13 protein-coding genes are annotated in these 20,100 nt (G+C 72.7%); 10 read left to right on the top strand and 3 right to left on the bottom strand.

The annotated features are described in order from the left end of the window. Positions 1-39: 39 nt before the first annotated feature. Together I6G21_RS01090 and I6G21_RS01085 are read right to left on the bottom strand one after the other, a co-directional pair. On the bottom strand, positions 40-1,185 hold the full coding sequence (locus I6G21_RS01090) for a glutamate--cysteine ligase (RefSeq protein WP_232238473.1): 1,146 nt from the start codon (positions 1,183-1,185) through the stop codon (positions 40-42). A gap of 79 nt (positions 1,186-1,264) precedes the next feature. After that, positions 1,265-2,545, bottom strand: coding sequence for a class I SAM-dependent methyltransferase (locus I6G21_RS01085; RefSeq protein WP_232238471.1), 1,281 nt, complete (start codon positions 2,543-2,545; stop codon positions 1,265-1,267). A gap of 226 nt (positions 2,546-2,771) precedes the next feature. Between I6G21_RS01085 and groES the strand changes: the two genes are divergently transcribed. The 5 genes from groES to I6G21_RS01060 all read left to right on the top strand — a co-directional run bounded on the left by groES (position 2,772) and on the right by I6G21_RS01060 (position 10,051). Further along, positions 2,772-3,068: a co-chaperone GroES gene (groES, locus tag I6G21_RS01080; protein WP_055684536.1), complete on the top strand. Its 297-nt coding sequence runs from the start codon at positions 2,772-2,774 to the stop codon at positions 3,066-3,068. Between the two features lie 62 nt (positions 3,069-3,130). Further along, on the top strand, positions 3,131-4,720 hold the full coding sequence (gene groL / locus I6G21_RS01075; protein WP_058730501.1) for a chaperonin GroEL: 1,590 nt from the start codon (positions 3,131-3,133) through the stop codon (positions 4,718-4,720). Positions 4,721-5,014: 294 nt separating this feature from the next. After that, entirely contained in the window at positions 5,015-7,144 is a 2,130-nt protein-coding gene (locus I6G21_RS01070; protein ID WP_129357370.1) for an acyltransferase family protein, read from the top strand. 173 nt (positions 7,145-7,317) lie between these two features. Next, a complete protein-coding gene (gene guaB / locus I6G21_RS01065; RefSeq protein ID WP_129357371.1) occupies positions 7,318-8,835 on the top strand; it encodes an IMP dehydrogenase in 1,518 nt (505 codons plus the stop codon). Positions 8,836-8,920: 85 nt separating this feature from the next. After that, the gene (locus I6G21_RS01060; protein ID WP_055684532.1) at positions 8,921-10,051 is read left to right on the top strand and encodes a GuaB3 family IMP dehydrogenase-related protein; all 1,131 of its coding nucleotides are present in this window, start codon (positions 8,921-8,923) and stop codon (positions 10,049-10,051) included. Positions 10,052-10,162: 111 nt separating this feature from the next. On the opposite strand, the gene I6G21_RS01055 is transcribed toward I6G21_RS01060, so the two are convergent. After that, positions 10,163-12,142 carry a potassium transporter Kup gene (locus tag I6G21_RS01055; RefSeq protein ID WP_224799841.1) on the bottom strand — a complete coding sequence of 660 codons (1,980 nt, stop codon included), beginning with the start codon at positions 12,140-12,142 and terminating at the stop codon, positions 10,163-10,165. Positions 12,143-12,262: 120 nt separating this feature from the next. Between I6G21_RS01055 and I6G21_RS01050 the strand changes: the two genes are divergently transcribed. From I6G21_RS01050 to I6G21_RS01030, 5 genes are all read left to right on the top strand, one after another. Then, positions 12,263-13,213, top strand: a complete 951-nt coding sequence (locus tag I6G21_RS01050; RefSeq protein ID WP_058730499.1) for an SURF1 family cytochrome oxidase biogenesis protein — start codon at positions 12,263-12,265, stop codon at positions 13,211-13,213. Positions 13,214-13,217: 4 nt separating this feature from the next. Then, positions 13,218-13,793: a DUF3817 domain-containing protein gene (locus I6G21_RS01045; RefSeq protein WP_055684530.1), complete on the top strand. Its 576-nt coding sequence runs from the start codon at positions 13,218-13,220 to the stop codon at positions 13,791-13,793. A gap of 171 nt (positions 13,794-13,964) precedes the next feature. Further along, entirely contained in the window at positions 13,965-15,560 is a 1,596-nt protein-coding gene (guaA, locus tag I6G21_RS01040; RefSeq protein ID WP_174520381.1) for a glutamine-hydrolyzing GMP synthase, read from the top strand. 187 nt (positions 15,561-15,747) lie between these two features. Beyond that, entirely contained in the window at positions 15,748-19,866 is a 4,119-nt protein-coding gene (locus I6G21_RS01035; protein ID WP_165869952.1) for a DUF4011 domain-containing protein, read from the top strand. Then, positions 19,859-20,086 carry a hypothetical protein gene (locus tag I6G21_RS01030; RefSeq protein WP_055684528.1) on the top strand — a complete coding sequence of 76 codons (228 nt, stop codon included), beginning with the start codon at positions 19,859-19,861 and terminating at the stop codon, positions 20,084-20,086. Before I6G21_RS01035 ends, I6G21_RS01030 begins: the two co-directional genes overlap by 8 nt. Positions 20,087-20,100 lie beyond the last annotated feature (14 nt).

The following is a 20,100-nucleotide window of genomic DNA, read 5'->3' as shown; positions in this document are numbered from 1 at the left end:
GAGCCGCCTGCCCTGAGACCCGGCCCGGGCCGACGCCGCTCAGTAGCCGGTGCGGGTCAGGCGGGTCAGGTCCCGCACGACGGCGCGCAGGTCGCCGTCGTGCCGGGCGGCCACCCGCCGCTGCCGCTCGGCCCCGGTGCCGCGCTCCAGGATCCTCTCGATCTCCGCCAGCTCCTCGGCGCAGCCCAGGTCATCGGCCAGCGGGGCGAGCCGATCCAGCATCCGCGGGATCTCCTCGCGCAGCGGCGCCTCCCGGTTGCTCGGATCCAGGATCACCTCGGCATCCAGCCCGTAGCGGGCCGCCCGCCACTTGTTCTCCTCCGCGTTCCACCGGCGCAGCACTGGGATGGTGCCGCCGGCCTCCACGGTGCGGGAGGCCTCCTCCGCCAGGCACTGGGTCAGGGCCGCCATGGCCCCGATCTCCTGCAGGGTCGAGGCGCCGTCGCAGATGCGCATCTCCACGGTGCCGTAGCGCGGCACCGGGCGCACGTCCCAGCGGTTCTCCGAGTCCTCCTCGATGACGCCGGTGTCCATCAGATCCCGGGTGTACTGCTCGAACTCCTCCCACCGCTGGAACAGGTACGGCATCCCGGAGGTCGGGATCTGCTGGAAGATCATGGCCCGCTGCGAGGCGTAGCCGGTGTCGTGGCCCTGCCAGAACGGGGAGTTCGCGGACAGCGCCAGCAGGTGCCCGTAGTGGTTGACCAGGTGGTTCACGGTGGGCAGGGCCTTGTCCCGGGAATCCACGCCCACGTGCACGTGCACCCCGTAGATCATCATCTGGTAGCCCCAGTACTGCGTGCGCTCCAGGACCTTGCGGTAGCGCTCCTTGTCCGAGATGACCTGCTCCTCCCACCGGGCCAGGGGGTGGGTCCCGGCGGAGAAGATCTCCACGCCCAGGGGGTCGGTGTGGCGGCGGATCTTCTCGACCATCCCGGCCAGCTGCTCGACGGCCTCGCCGACCCGCTCATTCACGCCGGTGACCATCTCGATGGTGTTGGCCAGGAACTCCCGGGTCAGGTGCGGGGTCAGCCCCTCCGGGTGGATGAGGTCCCGGTGAGGTGCGGTGAGCACCTCGAACAGCTCGGGCGCGGCCCCGATCATCGCGCCGCTGGCGCGGTCCACCAGGGCGACCTCCCATTCGATGCCGAGGGTGGACTGGGTGGAGCTGGCGAATTCGAGCATGAGGGCCTCCAGACGTGATCGCTTCATCCTATCCGCGCCGGTCACCGGCCGATGGCGGCATCCCAGCAGGTGAGCGGGCTCAGACGGGTTCGACGACGAAGCAGGCCCGCTGCTCCCCGCCGGGCTCGTCCCAGCGGGCCGCGAGCAGCGTCGCGTGCCTCCCGCCTGACCCCGGCCCCCGGGACGCACCGGCCAGCAGGCGCCTGCGCAGCCGCTCCGGCACGACGTCGACCCCCCGCTTCTTCACGGTCAGGGACGTGACGCCGTGCTCGCGCACCCAGCGGCGCAGGGTCTTCTCGTGCAGGGGCAGGCGCGCCGCGATCCGCCAGCACCGGGCCCAGTCCAGCTCTCGGGCGTCATCGGAGGTCACGTAGGCGATGCGCTCATCCAGCAGGTGCCCGTCGACGGCCTCGGCCAGGGCTCGCACCTGCCCGGAGCGGATCACGGCGCCGTCGGGTTCGTACAGGTACGCCCCGGGCGGGCCGACGGGGGCCGCGGGCTCCTGCTCGGCGGCCACGGGGGAGTCCAGCACGTGCAGAGCCCGCGGGACCAGCGGGTCCGGTCCCAGCACGGTGGCGCGCCGGCGCACCCCGGGGGTGGCCAGGGCGTTGAACCACAGGACGACCTCCACCACGTCCCCGCCGTGGCTGACCCATTCGGCGGTGGCCTCCGGGGGGATCGCGGCCCGGTCCATGCCCGGGCCCATCTTGACCCCCATCGGCACGCCGGTCGCGGCCAGGCGGCGGATGACGGAGAACGGCGGGGAGAAGGCCTCGGGGTCGAAGATCCGCTGCCGGGTGCGCCCGCGGCCGGATTCCCGGCGGGCCGGATCCAGCCACAGGGCCGTCATCGCGCCGCCGTCCGGGCACCTCAGCTGCCCCGGCTCCAGCTGCTCGACGTCGCCGACCAGCACCCGGGCGTCGGGGAAGGACCGGAGGTTCGCGGCCGCGCAGGCAGCCGTGTGCGGGTCGATCTCCACGGCCAGCACGCAGAGCCCGGCCCGGGCGAAGGCCAGGGTGTCCGCGCCCAGCCCGCAGCCCAGGTCCGCCACCGAGCCCAGTCCGGCCGCGCGCAACCGGGCGGCGTGGTGCTCGGCCACGGCCCGGCGGGTGGCCTGCTCCAGCCCCGGCCGGGTCAGCAGCAGGTGCTCGGCCTCGGGTCCGAACTTGGCCGCGGCCTCGCCGCGCAGCTTGGCCTGGGTCAGCACGGCGGCGGCCCGGTCCGCGTCCAGTCCGGCCGCGCGCAGCCGGGTGGAGGCGGCCAGGGCGTCCTGCTCGCGGTAGTCCAGGCCGGCCAGCAGCGTCAGCTCCTGCTCGTCGAAGGGTGCTGGCGGGGCGGGGGAGAGGTTGGGGAGGCTCACGCGCTCCACCCTAACCGGGCCCCGGACGGCGGCGTCGGTTCCGCCCTCGGCGGAGGCTGGCACTCGCCTTGACCCTCTGCTAACGCCCGGAATAGAGTCGGCTTTAGCACTCTGGCACTCAGGGTGCTAACTGGGCCTGGCGCTCAATCGGCACCGCGACGACGGTTGGCTCGCCTCACCCACAGGCTCATGCCGCGTACCGACAACCCAAGGAAGAAGGTCCACCATGTCCGTCTCCATCAAGCCCCTGGAAGACCGCATCGTCGTCCAGCCCGTCGAGGCCGAGCAGACCACCGCCTCCGGGCTGGTCATCCCGGACACCGCCAAGGAGAAGCCCCAGGAGGGCAAGGTCGTGGCCGTGGGCCCCGGCCGCGTGGACGACAAGGGCAACCGCGTGCCCGTGGACGTCGCCGAGGGCGACGTCGTCATCTACTCCAAGTACGGCGGGACCGAGGTCAAGTACTCCGGCCAGGAGTACCTCGTGCTCTCCGCGCGGGACGTGCTGGCCGTCGTCGAGAAGTAGTCTCGCGCGCACCGCGCACGAGACCCGCATCCACCCTTCACGACAAGGAGTCATGACGTTCCATGGCAAAGCAGCTGCGATTCGATGACGCCGCCCGCAAGGCCCTCATGGCCGGTGTGGACAAGCTCGCCGACACCGTCAAGGTGACCCTCGGCCCCCGCGGGCGCAACGTGGTGCTGGACAAGCAGTGGGGAGCGCCGATCATCACCAACGACGGCGTGACCATCGCCCGCGAGGTCGAGCTGGACGACCCCTACGAGAACCTCGGTGCCCAGCTGGCCAAGGAGGTCGCCACCAAGACCAACGACGTCGCCGGCGACGGCACCACCACCGCGACGGTGCTCGCCCAGGCGCTGGTCACCGAGGGGCTGCGCAACGTGGCCGCCGGTGCCGCGCCCAACGAGATCCGCCGCGGCATCGAGGCGGCCGTGCAGGCCGTCTCCGAGCGCCTGCGGGCCAACGCCCGCGAGGTCGAGGGTCAGGAGGTCGCGCACGTCGCGGCCATCTCCGCCCAGTCCGAGCAGATCGGCCAGCTGCTGGCCGAGGCCTTCGAGAAGGTCGGCAAGGACGGTGTGATCACCATCGAGGACGGCTCCTCCACGGAGATCGAGCTGTCCGTGACCGAGGGCATGCAGTTCGACAAGGGCTACCTGTCCCCGTCCTTCGTGACCGACGCCGAGCGGCAGGAGGCCGTGCTGGAGGACTCCCTGGTGCTGATCCACCAGGGCAAGATCTCCTCCGTGCAGGACCTCATGCCGGTCCTGGAGAAGGTCGTGCAGGCCAAGAAGCCGCTGACCATCATCGCCGAGGACGTCGAGGGCGAGGCTCTGTCCACCCTGGTGGTGAACAAGCTGCGCGGCAACCTCGACGTCGTCGCCCTGAAGGCCCCCGGCTTCGGGGACCGCCGCAAGGCGATCATGCAGGACCTGGCGATCCTCACCGGCGGCGAGGTCATCACCTCCGAGCTGGGCATCACCCTGGACTCGGTCACCCTGGACCAGCTGGGCACCGCCCGGCGGGTCACCGTGACCAAGGACGAGACCACCGTCGTGGACGGCGGCGGCTCCGAGCAGGCCCTGGCCGAGCGCGTGGCCCAGCTGCGCGCCGAGGTCGAGCGCGTGGACTCCGAGTGGGACCGCGAGAAGCTCAAGGAGCGCCTGGCGAAGCTGGCCGGCGGCGTGTCCGTCATCAAGGTCGGCGCCGCGACGGAGGTCGAGGCCAAGGAGCGCAAGCACCGCATCGAGGACGCTGTCTCCTCCACCCGCGCCGCGCTGGAGGAGGGCATCGTCGCCGGCGGCGGCTCCGCCCTGGTCCACGCCGCGAAGGCCCTGGATGAGGACCTCGGCCTGAGCACCGAGGACGCCCGCACCGCGGTGGACATCGTGCGCCGCTCCCTGAACCAGCCGCTGCGCTGGATCGCGGAGAACGCCGGGGCCGACGGATTCGTCGTCGCCGCCCGGGTCGCGGAGCAGGAGGTCGGCCACGGCTACAACGCCGCGACCGGGCAGTACGAGGATCTGGTGGCGGCCGGGGTCATCGACCCCGTCAAGGTCACCCGCTCCGCCCTGGAGAACGCCGCCTCCATCGCCTCCCTGGTGCTGACCACCGAGACCCTGGTGGTGGATCAGCCCGAGGAGGAGGACGAGGACTAGCCTCTTCCCTCCGGGTCCCGTGATGCGCGGGCCCGTCTCCGCGCGATCCCCGTCGCCCGATGCCCCGTCCAACCGGGGCCTCCGGCGGCGGGGATCGCGCGTTCCGTCCGCCGCATCAGCCCGGAGGCGAGGGCCGCGGAGCCGGTGCGCTCAGGTCGGAACCCCGTGGGGAGGGGGACGGGGCTGCCGAGCCGGAAGCCCCGATTCGGCTAGGATGTGAGGGTTTGCCCCCGCTCGGAGCGGGGACGCTCACTTCCGCAGTCGCCGCCCCGTCGAGGATCCCCCTTTCTCCGCATGACCCCGCCATCATCGATCCCCTCAGCCCCCGCCGCGGCCCCGGGCATGCAGCCGCCGTCCACCGTCCGCGACGCCGTGGGGCTGGGCACGGGTCGGGCCCCTGCCCCCGCCCCGGCATTCCGGCCGGAGATCCAGGGGCTGCGCTCGCTGGCCGTGCTGCTGGTCGCCGCGTACCACATCTGGTTCGGTCGGGTCTCCGGCGGGGTGGATGTGTTCCTGTTCATCTCCGCGTTCCTGATGACGCTGTCCTTCACCCGCCGGATCGAACGCGGGGAGCGGATCGGGTGGCGGCGGTTGAGCACGTACTGGGTGCACGTGTTCAAACGGATCCTGCCCCTGGCGGTGCTCACGGTGCTGCTGGTGCTGGTCGGCACGCGGGCGCTGCTGGGTCCGGAGCGCTGGCTGCCGATCCTGCGGGAGTCCGTCTCGGTGCTGACGTACTGGGAGAACTGGTACTCGATCGCCCACGCGGTGGATTACTACGCCGCGGACTCCGGTGCGGCCTCCCCGCTGCGCCACTTCTGGTCGCTGTCCGTGCAGGGGCAGATCTTCCTGACCTGGCCCCTGCTGTTCGCGCTCGGGGCCCTCATCATCCGGGGCCTGCGCCTACCGGCCCGTGCCGTGCTGGGGACGCTGTTCGGTCTGGTCTTCGCGGCGTCGCTGGCTTTCTCGGTGATCCTCACCAGTGCGGATCAGCAGTCCGCGTACTTCAACACCTTCGCTCGGCTGTGGGAGTTCGCCCTGGGCTCCCTGCTGGCGATCCTGCTGCCGCTGCTGCGCGCCCCGGCCCGGGTGCGGGCCGGGCTGGGGTGGATCGGGGTCGCGGCGATCCTCCTGTGCGGAGCGGTCCTGGATGTGCAGGGAGCGTTCCCCGGATGGATCGCCCTGTGGCCGACGCTGGCGGCCAGCCTCGTGATCTTCGCGGGGCAGACCGGCACCCGCTGGGGTGCGGACCGTCTGCTGTCCTGGGGTCCTCTGGTGCGTCTGGGCGGATACTCCTACGCCCTGTACCTGCTGCACTGGCCGCTGCTGGTCTTCTATCTCTCCCACGTCGGCCAGGAGAAGGCCGGGTTCGTCTCCGGGGTCGGCCTGGTGGCCCTGTCGCTGGCCGGCGCCGTCGCTCTGACCCGCTGGGTGGATGCGCCGCTGCGCTCCTGGCGGTGGGCCGAGGCCGGGCGCTGGCGCTCCCTGGCGGTCATCGGCCTGTGCCTGTGCCTGAGGCTGGGGTCGGCGGGGGCGTGGTGGGCGCATATCGACCGGCAGGAGCAGCGTCTCGTGTCCCGGGGCATCGAGGATTATCCGGGAGCTCGCGTCCTGTACGCGGGGGCGGAGGCGTCTGACGCCTCGCCGATCCCGGTCAGCGCCAAGCGCAATGAGGACACCGCGAAGCCCCTGCTGGGGGAGTCGTGCGCGAAGTCCGGATCATGGTCGCTGCACGGCTTGGCCCGGGACCAGTGCTTCTACTCCGTGCGCCAGGAGCATCCGTCTCGGACCGTGGTGGCCGTGGGCAACTCCCACACCGAGCAGTGGATGGTCTCCCTCATCCATCGGGCGCAGGAGCGCAACGAAGATCTGATCTTCATCCGTCAGGTGGGATGCTTCTTCACCACCGTCGCCGACAACTGGTTCGCAGAGGAGTGCCAGGAGTGGCTGCCCCGCGCCGAGGCGCTCATCCAGGAGATCTCCCCGGACCAGCTGTTCATCCAATCGACCTTCACCGCATACGGCGGGGGCGGGGAGAGCATCCGCGCCGGGACCGAGGAGCAGGTGCGTCGCTGGACCGGGCGCGGTGTGCAGGTGATCGGCATCCGGGACAATGCCCGCTTCGCTCGATCCCACGCGCAGTGCGAGCGCGAGCAGGGGCTGTCGGAATGCGTGTTCGACCATGTCACCGCCCGTACCGCGGATCCGACGCGCGGGTGGCAGCAGAGCATCGGCGGCTACGGCGCGGTGGACATGGATGATCTGATCTGCCCCGATGGCGGGTGTCCGCCCGTGATCGGCAACGTCTACACCTACCGGGACGACAACCATCTCACGGCGACGTACATCCGGAGTATGCAGGATGCTTTCGACGAGCGGGTCGATGCCGCGGAGAGGGCGGCCGCAGAGGACGGGGCCGAGTGACGTCCCGACCGTCTGCGCTGGGGGAGGGGGCGGCCGCCGCAGTCGTGACGGGAGCTCATGCGACTGGACTCGGTGACTAGGATGGCTACCGACACCACAGTGCCCGTCCGGGCGCCGTCGGGCCCCTCGGCCCGCCCGGACGCGGCCCGCGCCCAGCGAAAGGCTCACCACCCGTGACCCAGCCCACCGCACTGTCCGAGGACCCGTTCGGCCTGACCGGCCTGACCTACGACGACGTCCTGCTGCTGCCCGGCAACACCAGCGTGATCCCCTCGGAGGCGGACACCCGCACCCGCCTGTCCCGGCGCATCACCCTGAAAACCCCCATCATCTCCGCGGCCATGGACACCGTCACGGACTCCCGCATGGCCATCGCCATGGCCCGCCTCGGCGGGATGGGCGTGATCCACCGCAACCTGTCCATCCAGGACCAGGCCGAGCACGTGGATCGGGTCAAGCGCAGCGAATCCGGGATGATCACCAAGCCGGTGACCGTCGGCCCCGAGGCCACCCTCGAGGAGCTGGACCAGCTGTGCGGGCACTACAAGGTCTCCGGGCTGCCCGTCGTGGACGAGGACGGCACGCTGGTCGGGATCATCACCAACCGGGACACCCGCTACCTGCCGGAATCCGAGTTCCCCGTGCGCACCGTGCGCGAGGTGATGACCCCGATGCCGCTGGTCACCGGGCACGAGGGGATGAGCAAGGACGAGGCCTTCGCCCTGCTGTCCTCCCACAAGATCGAGAAGCTGCCGCTGGTGGACGACGCCGGGAAGCTCACCGGGCTGATCACCGTCAAGGACTTCACCAAGACCGAGCAGTACCCCCACGCCACCAAGGACGAGGAGGACCGCCTGCGCGTGGGCGCGGCCGTCGGCTTCTTCGGCGACGGCTACGACCGGGCCATGGCTCTGATCGAGGCCGGGGTGGACGCGCTGTTCATCGACACCGCCAACGGCCATTCCCAGGGCGTGCTGGACATGATCGCGCGGCTGAAGAAGGACTCGGCCGCGGACCACGTGGACATCATCGGCGGGCAGGCCGCCACCCGCGAGGGCGCCCAGGCCATCGTCGACGCCGGGGCCGACGCCGTGAAGGTCGGGGTGGGGCCGGGCTCGATCTGCACCACCCGCATCATCGCCGGCGTCGGCGTCCCCCAGATCACCGCGATCAACGAATCCGCCAAGGCCACCATCCCCGCAGGCGTCCCGCTGATCGCCGACGGCGGGCTGCAGCACTCCGGGGAGATCGGCAAGGCCCTGGTGGCCGGGGCGGACTCCGTGATGCTCGGGTCCATGCTCGCCGGGTGCGACGAGTCCCCCGGGGACCTGATCTTCGTCAACGGCAAGCAGTTCAAGGCCTACCGCGGCATGGGGTCGCTGGGGGCCATGCAGACCCGCGGCAAGAACGTCTCCTACTCCAAGGACCGCTACTTCCAGGCGGATGTGAAGGGCGAGGACAAGCTGATCCCGGAGGGCATCGAGGGGCAGGTGGCCTACCGCGGGCCGCTGGCCGCGGTGCTGCACCAGCTGGAGGGGGGCTTGCGCCAGACCATGTTCTACGTCGGCTCCCACGACATCGACGAGCTCAAGCACAAGGGCCGCTTCGTGCGCATCACCCCGGCGGGGCTGAAGGAGTCCCACCCGCACGACATCATGATGACCGTCGAGGCCCCCAACTACCGCCGCTGAGGCCCGCTCCGACCCGGCCCACTCACGCCCCTTCCCGGGTGGTGTGCCGCGCCCGGCGTCGGAGCCCGAAAGGACGAGAACACCCGTGAACGACATCGAGATCGGGCGCTGGAAGCGCGCCCGCCGCACCTACTCCCTGGACGACGTCGCCCTGGTCCCCTCCCGGCGCACCCGCGATCCCCGGGACGTGAGCACGGACTGGCAGATCGATGCCTTCTCCTTCCCGACCCCGATCCTCGGGGCGCCCATGGACTCCGTGATGTCCCCGGAGACGGCCATCGCCCTGGGGCGCCTGGGCGGGCTCGGGGTGCTGAACCTGGAGGGGCTGTGGACCCGCTACGAGGACCCGGAGCCGTACCTGGAGGAGATCTCCCTGCTGCCCCGGGACGACATGCCGCGGGTGACCTCCCGGATGCAGAAGATCTACGCCGAGCCGATCAAGCCGGAGTTGATCACCGCCCGCCTGGCCCAGATCCGCGAGGCCGGGGTCGTGGTGGCGGGGGCCCTGACCCCGCAGCGCACCCAGGAGCACTACGAGACCGTGGTGAAGGCCGGGGTGGACCTGTTCGTGATCCGTGGGACCACCGTCTCCGCGGAGCACGTGTCCCAGAATCAGGAGCCCCTGGACCTCAAGCGCTTCATCTACGAGCTGGACGTCCCGGTGATCGTGGGCGGGGCCGCCGGCTACGCCCCGGCCCTGCACCTGATGCGCACCGGTGCGGCCGGGGTCCTGGTGGGCTTCGGCGGGGGAGCGGCCAGCACCACCCGCCGCGCCCTGGGCATCCACGCCGCGATGGCTTCGGCCATCTCCGACGCCGCCCAGGCGCGCTCGGACTACCTGGATGAGTCCGGCGGCCGGTACGTGCACGTGATCGCCGACGGCGGGATGGGCCTGTCCGGGGACATGGTCAAGGCCATGGCCATGGGGGCTGACGCCGTGATGATCGGCGCGCCCCTGGCCCGGGCCGCGGAGGCCCCCGGGCGCGGGTACCACTGGGGTCCGGAGGCCCACCACCCGGAGTTCCCGCGCGGGACCCGCACCCCGATGGAGCAGGTCGGCTCCCTGCAGGAGGTCCTCTACGGGCCCAGCCACCACGTGGACGGCACCTCGAACCTCATGGGCGCGGTGCGCCGGGCGATGGCCACCACCGGGTACTCGGATCTGAAGGAGTTCCAGCGCTCCGACGTCGTGCTGACCCACCGCCAGCGCTACTGAGCGACCCCGCTGCGACGGCCCCGCATCCCGACCGCCCGAGGGCGGGACGGGTGCGGGGCCGTCGACGTCGGCGCGCCGGAGCTGGGACGCCGGCGCCGGACCGGGCGGCGTCTACAGCTCGGCCTGCGCGCCCATGACCGTGGTGGAGTCCGGGGGCAGGTGGAAGACCTGGGTCTTGTTGGCGGAGAACTTCTCCAGCAGCCGGAACACGGCCTTCTGCCAGCGCGGCATGCAGCGGTCCTGGCCCCGCTCGATGCGGAACACGGAGAGCATGTAGGTGGCCTCCCGCGGGTCGAACTCCAGTTCCGGGGCGCGGCCCACGGCCAGGCGCAGGGCGTCCGGGAGGTCCTGGGAGTCGTTGAACCCGACCCGGCACAGCACGTGCACGATGCCGTCCCCGGGATCGCCCAGCTCCGTGACCACCAGCCGGTCCTCGTGGCGCACGTGCGGGACCCCGATGTTCTTCATCGTCATGATCACCACGTGCTCGTGCAGCACGTGGTTGAACTGCACGTTGGAGTGCAGGGCCAGCGGCGCCGTGCTGGGATCCCCGTGGGGATACACGGCCACTCCGGGCACCCGGGGCACGCGGTGCTCCTTGACATAGGCGACGAACTGCTCGATCGGCCCCTCCATCTCGGCGCGCCGGCCGAACATGATCCGCGAGCCGCGCCGCCAGGTGAGCATCAGGGTCGCGGCGATCGAGGCGATCAGCAGCGGCAGCCACCCGCCGGAGAGGACCTTGAGCACGTTGGCCCCGAACAGCAGCAGCTCCAGCCCGCCGATCACCGCGCCCAGCGCGATCAGCCGCGGCCAGGACCAGCCCCACACGGCCTGGGCCAGCAGCAGGAACAGCGAGAACTCCAGCAGCAGGGTGCCGGTCACGGACAGCCCGTAGGCGGCGGCCAGCGAGGAGGAGGAGCGGAAGATCAGCACCAGGGCCAGGACCCCGAGGAACAGCAGGAAGTTCACGGTGGGCATGTAGATCTGCCCGCCCTGCTCCCGGGAGGTCTGCACGACCTTCAGCCGCGGCAGCAGCGAGAGGCGCGTGGCCTGCCGGGACACGGAGAAGGCCCCGGAGATCACCGCCTGGGAGGCGATGACGGTCGCGCAGGTGGCCAGGACCACCAGCGGCAGCTGCGCCCAGGAAGGCGCCAGCAGGTAGAAGGGGTTGGCGATGGCCGCCGGGTCGGAGAGGATCAGCGCCCCCTGCCCGAGGTAGTTGATCGCCAGGCCCGGCAGCACCAGGCACAGCCAGCCCAGCAGGATCGGCCGGCGCCCGAAGTGGCCCATGTCCGCGTACAGCGCCTCCACGCCGGTCACCGCCAGGACCACCGCGCCCAGCGCCACGAAGGCGACGATCGGGCGGTCCGCGGCGAAGGACAGCGCGTAGGTGGGGGACAGCGCCCGCAGGATCGCGGGGTTCTGCACGAGGTGGGGCAGGCCGAGCAGGATCAGCACCGCGAACCACGCGACCATGACCGGCCCGAAGGCCTTCCCGATGGTCCCGGTGCCCCAGCGCTGGACGAGGAACAGCACGGTGAGGATCACCAGCGCGATCGGCACCACGGCCTCCTCCAGCCCCGGGTCCGCGACGCTGAGGCCCTCCACGGCCGAGAGCACGGACACCGCGGGGGTGATCAGCGAATCGCCGTAGAACAGGGCGGCGCCGATGATCGCCAGCACCAGCGCGGCGCCGGCGCGTCGGGAGCGCAGGCCGAGCTTGCGCCGGATCAGGGCCGCCAGGGACAGGATGCCCCCTTCGCCCTGGTTGTCGGCCTTCATGATGAAGGTGATGTAGGCCAGGGTGACGATGAGGAACAGGCACCACAGCAGCATCGAGACGACGCCGAGTACGTCCTCCTCGGTGGGGGCGATGAACCGGTCGTGCAGGGTGAACACCGTCTGCACGGCGTAGAGCGGGGAGGTGCCGATGTCCCCGAAGACGACGCCGAGGGCGGCGATGACCAGCGGCAGCACCGGTCCGGGGTGACCGTGGGGCAGCTCCAGGGAGACGGTGTCGAAGGGTGCGGAGGAGGAGTCGGCGGGAGCCGACGGATGCAGTGGTGCAGGGCCCGCGGGTGCGTTCACGAAGCGTCATCCTGCCACCACGCTCCCGGCGTGGCAAGCGGATGGCGCGCCCGGGTCTCACGGGCCCCGCGGGCGCTGGGCTCAGGGGCGGGCTCGCCGACGGCGGGATAGGGTGGTGGGGTGCTGAAACTCGCTCTGACGCCCCGCTGGCTGGCGGGGCTGCTGCTGGCCCTGGTCTTCGCGACCGGGTTCATGCTGCTCAGCCGGTGGCAGCTCGGCTCGGCCTCGGCCCACGAGGTCTCCGCGGACCCCGCCAAGGAGGCCGTGGTCCCGCTGGCCTCCGTGGCCGCCCCGCTGCAGCCGGTGCTCGCCTCCGAGGCGGACGCCATGGTGCGCACCAGCGGGCACTACGAGCACGGATCCTCCGTGCTGGTGGGCTCCCGGGTCAAGGACGGGGAGCACGGCTACTGGGTGGTGTCCCGCTTCATCCCCGATGAGCAGCCGGATCGGGCGCAGGGGACCTTCTCGGTCGCCGTCGCCCGCGGCTTCACCACCGAGGCGGACCCCGCGCGGATCCCGGCCGAGCCGGACGGGGAGCTGACCGTCATCGGGCGGCTGGTGGCCAACGAGGGGCCGGTCTCCTCGGAAGGCTCCCGGGACCCGCGGATCCTGGGCAGCGCGGCCACGGCCGAGCTGACCAACACCTGGCAGGCCCCCCTGTACGCGGCGCCGGTGACCGCGGATGCGGAGGTGCCGGCCGGGCAGTCGCTGCCCCTGGACGGCGCGGACCACCTCACGGATGCGGCCCGGCTGTCCGCCCCGGATGAGGGTCTGGTGCCGATCCGCGCCCAGCAGTACACCAGCGATTCCCTGAACTGGCTCAACATCTTCTACGCCGCGGAATGGGTGGTCTTCGCCGGCTTCGCCCTGTTCCTGTGGTGGCGGATGCTCGCGGACTCCCACCGGCGTCGGCAGCATCCCGAGGAGTTCTTCGACCCCGCGCCGGCCGCGGGGGAGGAGGGCCGGATCTACTACGAGCAGTCCACCGGCCGGTACTTCTACTACGATGCCGAGGCCGGCCAGTACTACTACTTCGACGACGCCGCCGCGTCCCCCGACCCCACGAGGTGACCGAATGACCCAGCATCCCGCCGACCCGTCCCAGCCCGCCGAGGCGCCCCGCCCGGTGGAGCGCACCGACGGCAAGACCGTGCCGCTGCCGCCCGGCGCCAGCCCCGAGCAGGCCGCGAACCTGCGGGTGGGCCGACGCAAGTTCGGCGGCACCGAGGCCCAGATCCGCGGGGCCCTGACCTTCTACAAGTACTGCGCGTGGATCTCCGGGACCTTCCTGCTGCTGCTGGTGGCGGAGATGATCACCCGCTACGGCTTCGGCTACGATCTGCTGGCCTCCGCGCAGAACGCCCAGACCGGGGAGCACGTGGCCCTGGGTTGGCTGAACCGGGAGACCGGGAACCTCACCGGCGGAGTGAACGTCTCCACCGGGGTGCTCATCGTGCACGGCTGGTTCTACGTCGTTTACCTGCTGGCCTGCTTCCGGGTGTGGCTGCTGATGCGCTGGCCGCTGCCCCAGCTGATCGTGATGGCCCTGGGCGGGGTCGTGCCGTTCCTGTCCTTCATCGTGGAGCGGCGCATCCACCGGGAGACCCTGGCGCAGCTGCGGGAGAACCCGCAGGCGACTCGCCGCTACTGACCCGCCCGCCGCTCATCCGTCTCGGACACCGCCCGCGACGCCGCCGCGCGAGCCCGCCCCGGCCCACGGGCGGGGTGTCCTAGACTGGGGGATCGGAGCCGACCCCGCGGCCGCACGCGTGCGCCCGCCCGGGTCGGAAGCAGACCCCGAAGACCTTCCGAAGGGACGAGTGTGACCCCCACCGAGACCCCAGCCGCCGGTGATCTGGAGGACCGCCCGGTCCTCGTCGTGGACTACGGCGCCCAGTACGCCCAGCTGATCGCCCGCCGCGTGCGCGATGCCCGCGTCTACTCGGAGATCGTGCCGCACACGATGTCCGCGCAGGACATGCTCGCGAAGAACCCCGCGGCGATCATCCTCTCCGGCGGGCCCGCCAGCGTCTACGCCCCCGAGGCCCCCGCGGGGGACCCGGCCCTGTTCGAGGCCGGCGTGCCGGTGTTCGGCATCTGCTACGGCTTCCAGGTCATGGCCCGGGCGCTGGGCGGGACGGTCGCGCGCACCGGGCTGCGCGAGTACGGGGCCACCCAGGCCACGCTCAGCGGCGGCGCCTCCTTCCTGGCCGGCACCCCGGTGACCCAGAACGTGTGGATGAGCCACGGCGACTCCGTGACCGAGGCCCCCGCAGGCTTCGAGGTCCTGGCCACCACCGACGGGGCCCCCGTGGCCGCGTTCGTGGATGCGGACCGGCGCCTGGCCGGGGTGCAGTGGCACCCGGAGGTGCGGCACTCCGACTACGGCCAGCAGGTCCTGGAGAGCTTCCTGTTCGAGGTGGCCGGGCTGGAGCCCACCTGGACCACCGGCAACGTCATCGAGGAGCAGGTGGAGCGCATCCGCGCCCAGGTCGGGGACGCGAAGGTCATCTGCGCGCTGTCCGGCGGGGTGGACTCCTCCGTGGCCGCGGCCCTGGTGCACCGGGCGGTCGGGGACCAGCTGACCTGCTTCTTCATCGACCACGGCCTGCTGCGCGAGGGCGAGCGGGAGCAGGTCGAGCAGGACTACGCCGAGACCATGGGCATCCGCGTGGTGACCATCGACGAGTCCGAGCGCTTCCTCTCCGCCCTGGAGGGGGTCACCGACCCGGAGACCAAGCGCAAGACGATCGGCCGGGAGTTCATCCGCTCCTTCGAGGACGCCCAGCGCAAGCTGGTCGCCGAGATCGAGGGCCCGGCCGAGGACATCCGCTTCCTCGTCCAGGGCACCCTGTACCCCGACGTCGTCGAATCCGGCGGCGGCGAGGGTGCTGCGAACATCAAGTCCCACCACAACGTGGGCGGGCTGCCGGAGGACCTGCAGTTCGAGCTCGTGGAGCCGCTGCGCACCCTGTTCAAGGACGAGGTGCGCGCGATCGGGCGGCAGCTGGGCGTGCCGGAGAAGATCGTGGCCCGCCAGCCCTTCCCGGGCCCGGGCCTGGGGATCCGGGTGATCGGGGAGGTCACCCGGGAGAACCTGCGGATCCTGCGCGCCGCGGACGCGATCGCGCGCGCCGAGCTGACCCGGGCCGGGCTGGACGAGGAGGTCTGGCAGATGCCGGTGGTCCTGCTCTCCCAGGTCCGCTCGGTGGGGGTGCAGGGCGACGGGCGCACCTACGGTCACCCGATCGTGCTGCGCCCGGTCTCCTCCGAGGACGCGATGACCGCGGACTGGTCGCGCCTGCCCTACGACCTGCTGGCGCGGATCTCCAACCGGATCACCAACGAGGTCGAGGAGGTCAACCGGGTGGTGCTGGATGTGACCTCCAAGCCCCCGGGAACCATCGAGTGGGAATGAGCCTGCGGCCAGGCTCGGACGGTGCGGGCCCCGAGGCCGCCTTCGACGGCGGCCCCGGGGCCCGTGCGCGTTTCCGCGCCCACCGCGCCCACCGCGCGCACCCGCGGGCCCAGCGCCTAGAATCGGTGTGCGGACGCCCACGCGCCCGCGAGCACCGCCCCATCCACCGACGGGAGACCGAGGCACCGTGACCCAGCCGCCAGCCACCGGAGACGCCGCATCCGCCCGGGAGCCGGAGACCACCCCCGCGGGCCACCCCCTGCCGTGGGGCGCGCCCCCGGCCACCGCCGAGGCACCGGACCGGGCCGCCGACGCCCGCCCGGCCCCGCAGGCCCCGGAGACCGACGTCGCCGGGGAGGGGACCGAGCAGAGACCCGACGTCGAGGCGGCATCGGCCCCGGAGCCGACGTCCGCCCCCGGGCAGGACGCCGCGGAGGACGCAGAGACCGAGCCCGCGTCGTCGTCGGCCGCGGCCGAGGACGACCGCCTGATCCTGGACCCGTGGCTGCGGCAGGTGGACGCCTACACCGGCCCGGATGCGCTGCTGGACTTCAACCTGGTGGACAACGTCCACATCGACTTCACGACCTCCAACCCCTCCGGCTACGCCCAGCTGCTGGCCGGGCGCCGCACGCGTCTGTCCACCATCCTGCGCGAGCGCACGGCCCTGTCCGCCGGCATGCGCTCGGCCCAGGCGATCCGCGCCAAGACCGTCGAGCTGGACGCCCAGCACGGGCTCTCCGTGGGATTCCTCGCCGCCGGCACCGCCTCCTGGATCACCCGGGATGCCCGCACCGGCGCCCAGCGCCGGCACATCGCCCCCGTTGTGCTGGCCCCGGTGAGCATCACCCCGCACCCCGACGGCGAGGACTTCGACCTGCGCATCAGCGGCGGCGCCCGGCTGAATCCCGCCCTGGTGCGCGTGCTGCGCCGGGCCCACGGCGTGGACCTGGAGGCCGCGGGCCTGCCCGCCAAGGCCACCTCCGGCTCCCGCCTGACCCCGGAGCCGGTCTTCGAGGCGCTGCGCGCCGTGGCCGCCGGGGTGCCCGGAATGCACGTGGAGGCGACCACCGTGGTCTCCACCTTCGCGGATCTCTCCGACACGGTCGGGCCCCTGCCCGAGCGGGGGGCCTCGGGGCTGCTGCGGGAGCTGTCCGATCTCAACCGCGCCCAGGTGGACGCCCCGCGTCAGCCCCGGGCCCTGCGCCACCGCGTCGTCGACCCGGATGAGCTGGACCCGGCCGAGGAGGTGCTGGTCGAGGACGCCGACGACGACGTCTCCGAGATCCTGCAGCTGGCCCGGGCCGGGGAGTCCCTCGCGGTGACCGCCCCCGCCGGCACCGGGGCCCTGCGCGCGGCCGTGAACACCGTGGCCGCCCTCACCGAACAGGGCCGCTCCGTGCTGGTCCTGGCCGAGCGGCGCGAGAGCCTCGCCAGCGCCGTCGCCCGCCTCCGGGAGCTGGGGTTGGGGCAGCACCTGCTGGAGCTGGAGGCGCAGGTCGAGCCGGAGCAGCTGAGCGCGGACCTGGTGCGCACCCTCGTGGAGGTGGAGCGCAGCGAGGCGCCGCGCCTGGAGGAGCACCGGGAGAAGCTGGTGCGCACCCGGGAGAACCTGCGCCGCCATGTCCGCTCCCTGCACCGGCGCGAGGAGCGCTGGGACATCACCCCGTATCAGGCCATGCAGACCCTCGCGGCGCTGACCGCCAAGGATCCGGCCCCGGCCACGCGCGTGCGCTTCACCCGCGCCGTCCTGGATGCGACCGTGGACCGCCGGGAGACGGTGGCCCAGCTGGAGCGGGCCGCGGAGCTGCGGGCCTTCTCCCCGGCCACCCGCAAGGCCCCCTGGTACGGGGCTCGCCTGGTCAGCGCCGAGGACACCCAGCAGGCCCGGGCCCTGGTGCGCCACCTGCTGCAGACCACGCGGGATCACTCCCGGGCCGTGGCGGCCGCCTTCGAGTCCGTCGGCCTGCGCCCGGGCGCCAGCCTGCGCCGGTGGGAGGAGCAGCTGCAGCTGCTGCAGGGCATCCGGGAGTCCCTGACCCGCTTCCGCCCGGAGGTCTTCGCCGAGCCCGTCACGGACCTCATCGCGGCCACGGCCTCGGCCGGGTGGCGGCGGGAACGCGGCATCGACATGTCCGCGATGCAGCGCTCCCGGCTGCGCCGGGCCGCCAAGGAGCACATCCTGGCCCAGGTGCACATCGCGGACCTGCACCGGGCGCTGGTGAAGGTCCAGGAGCAGCGCGAGCAGTGGCGCGCCGACGCCGTCGACGATCGCCAGGTCAGCGTGCCGGAGGAGCTGGACGGGCTCGTCGCGACCCAGCGCCACCTGGGCGAGGAGCTGGCGGGCCTGGAGATCGTCATGGAGGACAGCCCCGCTCGCCGGGACTACCCCGAGCTGCCCGTGGAGCAGCTGGTCGGCGTGCTGGAGGAGATGGCCGGGGACCGCTTTCTGCTGGACACCCTGCCCGAGCGGGAGCGGCTGCTGGCGGTCCTGCGCGGCAAGGGGCTGCAGGAGCTGCTGGCCGACCTGGAGCGGCGCGAGGTCCCGGGCCGGCGCGTCGCGGACGAGCTGGAGCTGGCCTGGTGGCAGTCCGCCTTCGAGATCATGCTCGACCACCCGGACACGGCCCTGGTCACCGGCGAGCGGCTGGCGGCCTGGGAGTCCGCCTTCCGCCGCGCGGACCTGGCGCACGTGGCCTCCGGGCCGGCGCGGGTGCGCCACGGCATCGCCCGCGGCTGGCAGCGCCGGATCAACCGGCGCCCCGTGCAGGCCCGGGAGCTGCGCCGCCTGCTCAAGGGCGCCCCGGCCCCGCTGGGCACCTACCTGCAGCGCACCCCGGAGGTGCTGGCGGGGCTCAAGCCCGTGTGGTGCGCCAGTCCCTTCGCCGTCGGGAGGACCCTGCCGCCGGAGGCCGCGGTGGACGCCGTGGTGATCCTGGATGCCGAGTCCACCCCGCTGGGCGCCTGCCTGGCGGCTCTGGCGCGCACCGAGCAGGTGATCGCCTTCGGCGACGTGCACGCCGGGTACCCGCAGCCCTTCGTCGTCTCCCCGACCCTGGGTGCGGAGCAGGAGCCCACGGATCAGCCCGTGGAATCCGCGTTGGAGGTGCTCTCCCGGATCCTCCCGCAGCGCACCCTGACCCGGGTGCAGGACTGCCGGGACCCCGCGCTGCTGGAGCACCTGAACGAGACCCGCTACGACGGCGCCCTGCGGGCCCTGCCCTACGGCGAGGAGCTGGTGGGTCCCGTCCGGTCCCTGCGGGTGGACGTGGTGCACCCGGACCGGGCCGATGACCGGCTCGGGGCCCCGCTGATCGACTCCCCGGCCGCGGAGGTGCGCGCCGTGGTGGAGATGGTCTTCGACCACGCCGCCCGCAACCCGCGCCAGTCCCTCGCGGTGATCACCGCCAGCCCCCGGCACGCCGCGCGCATCGCCGAGGGGGTCCGCTACGGCCTGGGCCGCCACCCGGAGCTGGCCGGGTTCTTCCGGCCCGGGCGCGAGCCCTTCCGGGTGCTGGACCTGGCCCGGGCCGCCGGGCTGCGCCGGGACCGGGTGATCTTCAGCCTCGGGGTGGCTCCGGAGGCCGGATCCCGACCCGAGCACTTCGGGCAGCTGGCCCAGGAGCACGGGCCCCAGCGCTTCGTCATGGCCGTGACCGCGGCCCGCTTCCACACCCGGATCGTCACCTCCTTCGACGTCGAGCGCCTGGAGGCCTCGGCGCTGCGCGGGGGCATGCCCGATCTCCTCGAGCTGATGCGGCGGGTGCGCCGTCGCCGCGAGGAGGAGGCCGAGCGGGCCCGCGAGACGCAAGGACGCCCGGAGGAGGGCCCGGCCGCCTCCTCCAGCGCGTTCCTGTCCGTGGTGGATCCGCGGGAGGAGGAGCAGGCCGCGGACTGGCTGCTGGCGGATCTGGCCCGGCGTCTGCGGGTCGGCGGGGCGCAGGTGCGCGTGAGCCCGGGGGAGGAGGTCGACGCCGTCGCGACCTCCGGGCGGGAGTCCCTCTCCGCTGGGGCGGTGCCCAGCCCCCGCCAGCGCACCGCGGGGCAGGGCACCCGCGGCGGCCTGCGGGCCGAGGACCTGCGCTTCCCGGTCGGGCTGATCTCGGACGGCACCCGGGACTACGCGGCGCTGTCCGTGCGGGAGCGCTCCCGGCTGCGCCCGGAGCGGATGGAGTCCACCGGCTGGAATCCCGCACCCGTCTGGGCCGTGGACGTGTTCGCCGATCCCCAGCGGGTGGCCGATCGGATCCTCGGCCTGCTCGGCCTGGAGCCGGCGGTCGACGACGGGGAGCAGGACGATGAGTGACCCCCGCGGGCCCCGCCGGATCCGGCATCGGGGTCCGCGCCGGGCCACCGGCGGCACCACCGTGAGCCAGGGGGAGCCGCAGCGCCTGGCCGGGTTCTCGGCCCGGCAGACCGAGGCGGGTTCGAGCCGGGGGACCGGCGTGTCGGGGGAGAATCGGGAGGGCTCGGAGGACGCCCGGGGGCGGTGGCTGCGCGAGCAGCGCCCGCCGCACTGGGGCTGAAGCGCCTTCCCCGG

Origin of the sequence: Rothia kristinae, from assembly GCF_016028855.1 — a bacterium.
Lineage (GTDB): Bacteria > Actinomycetota > Actinomycetes > Actinomycetales > Micrococcaceae > Rothia > Rothia kristinae.
The sequence above is the reverse complement of the archived record's forward strand: the minus strand, read 5'-3'. Positions and strand labels throughout refer to the sequence as shown.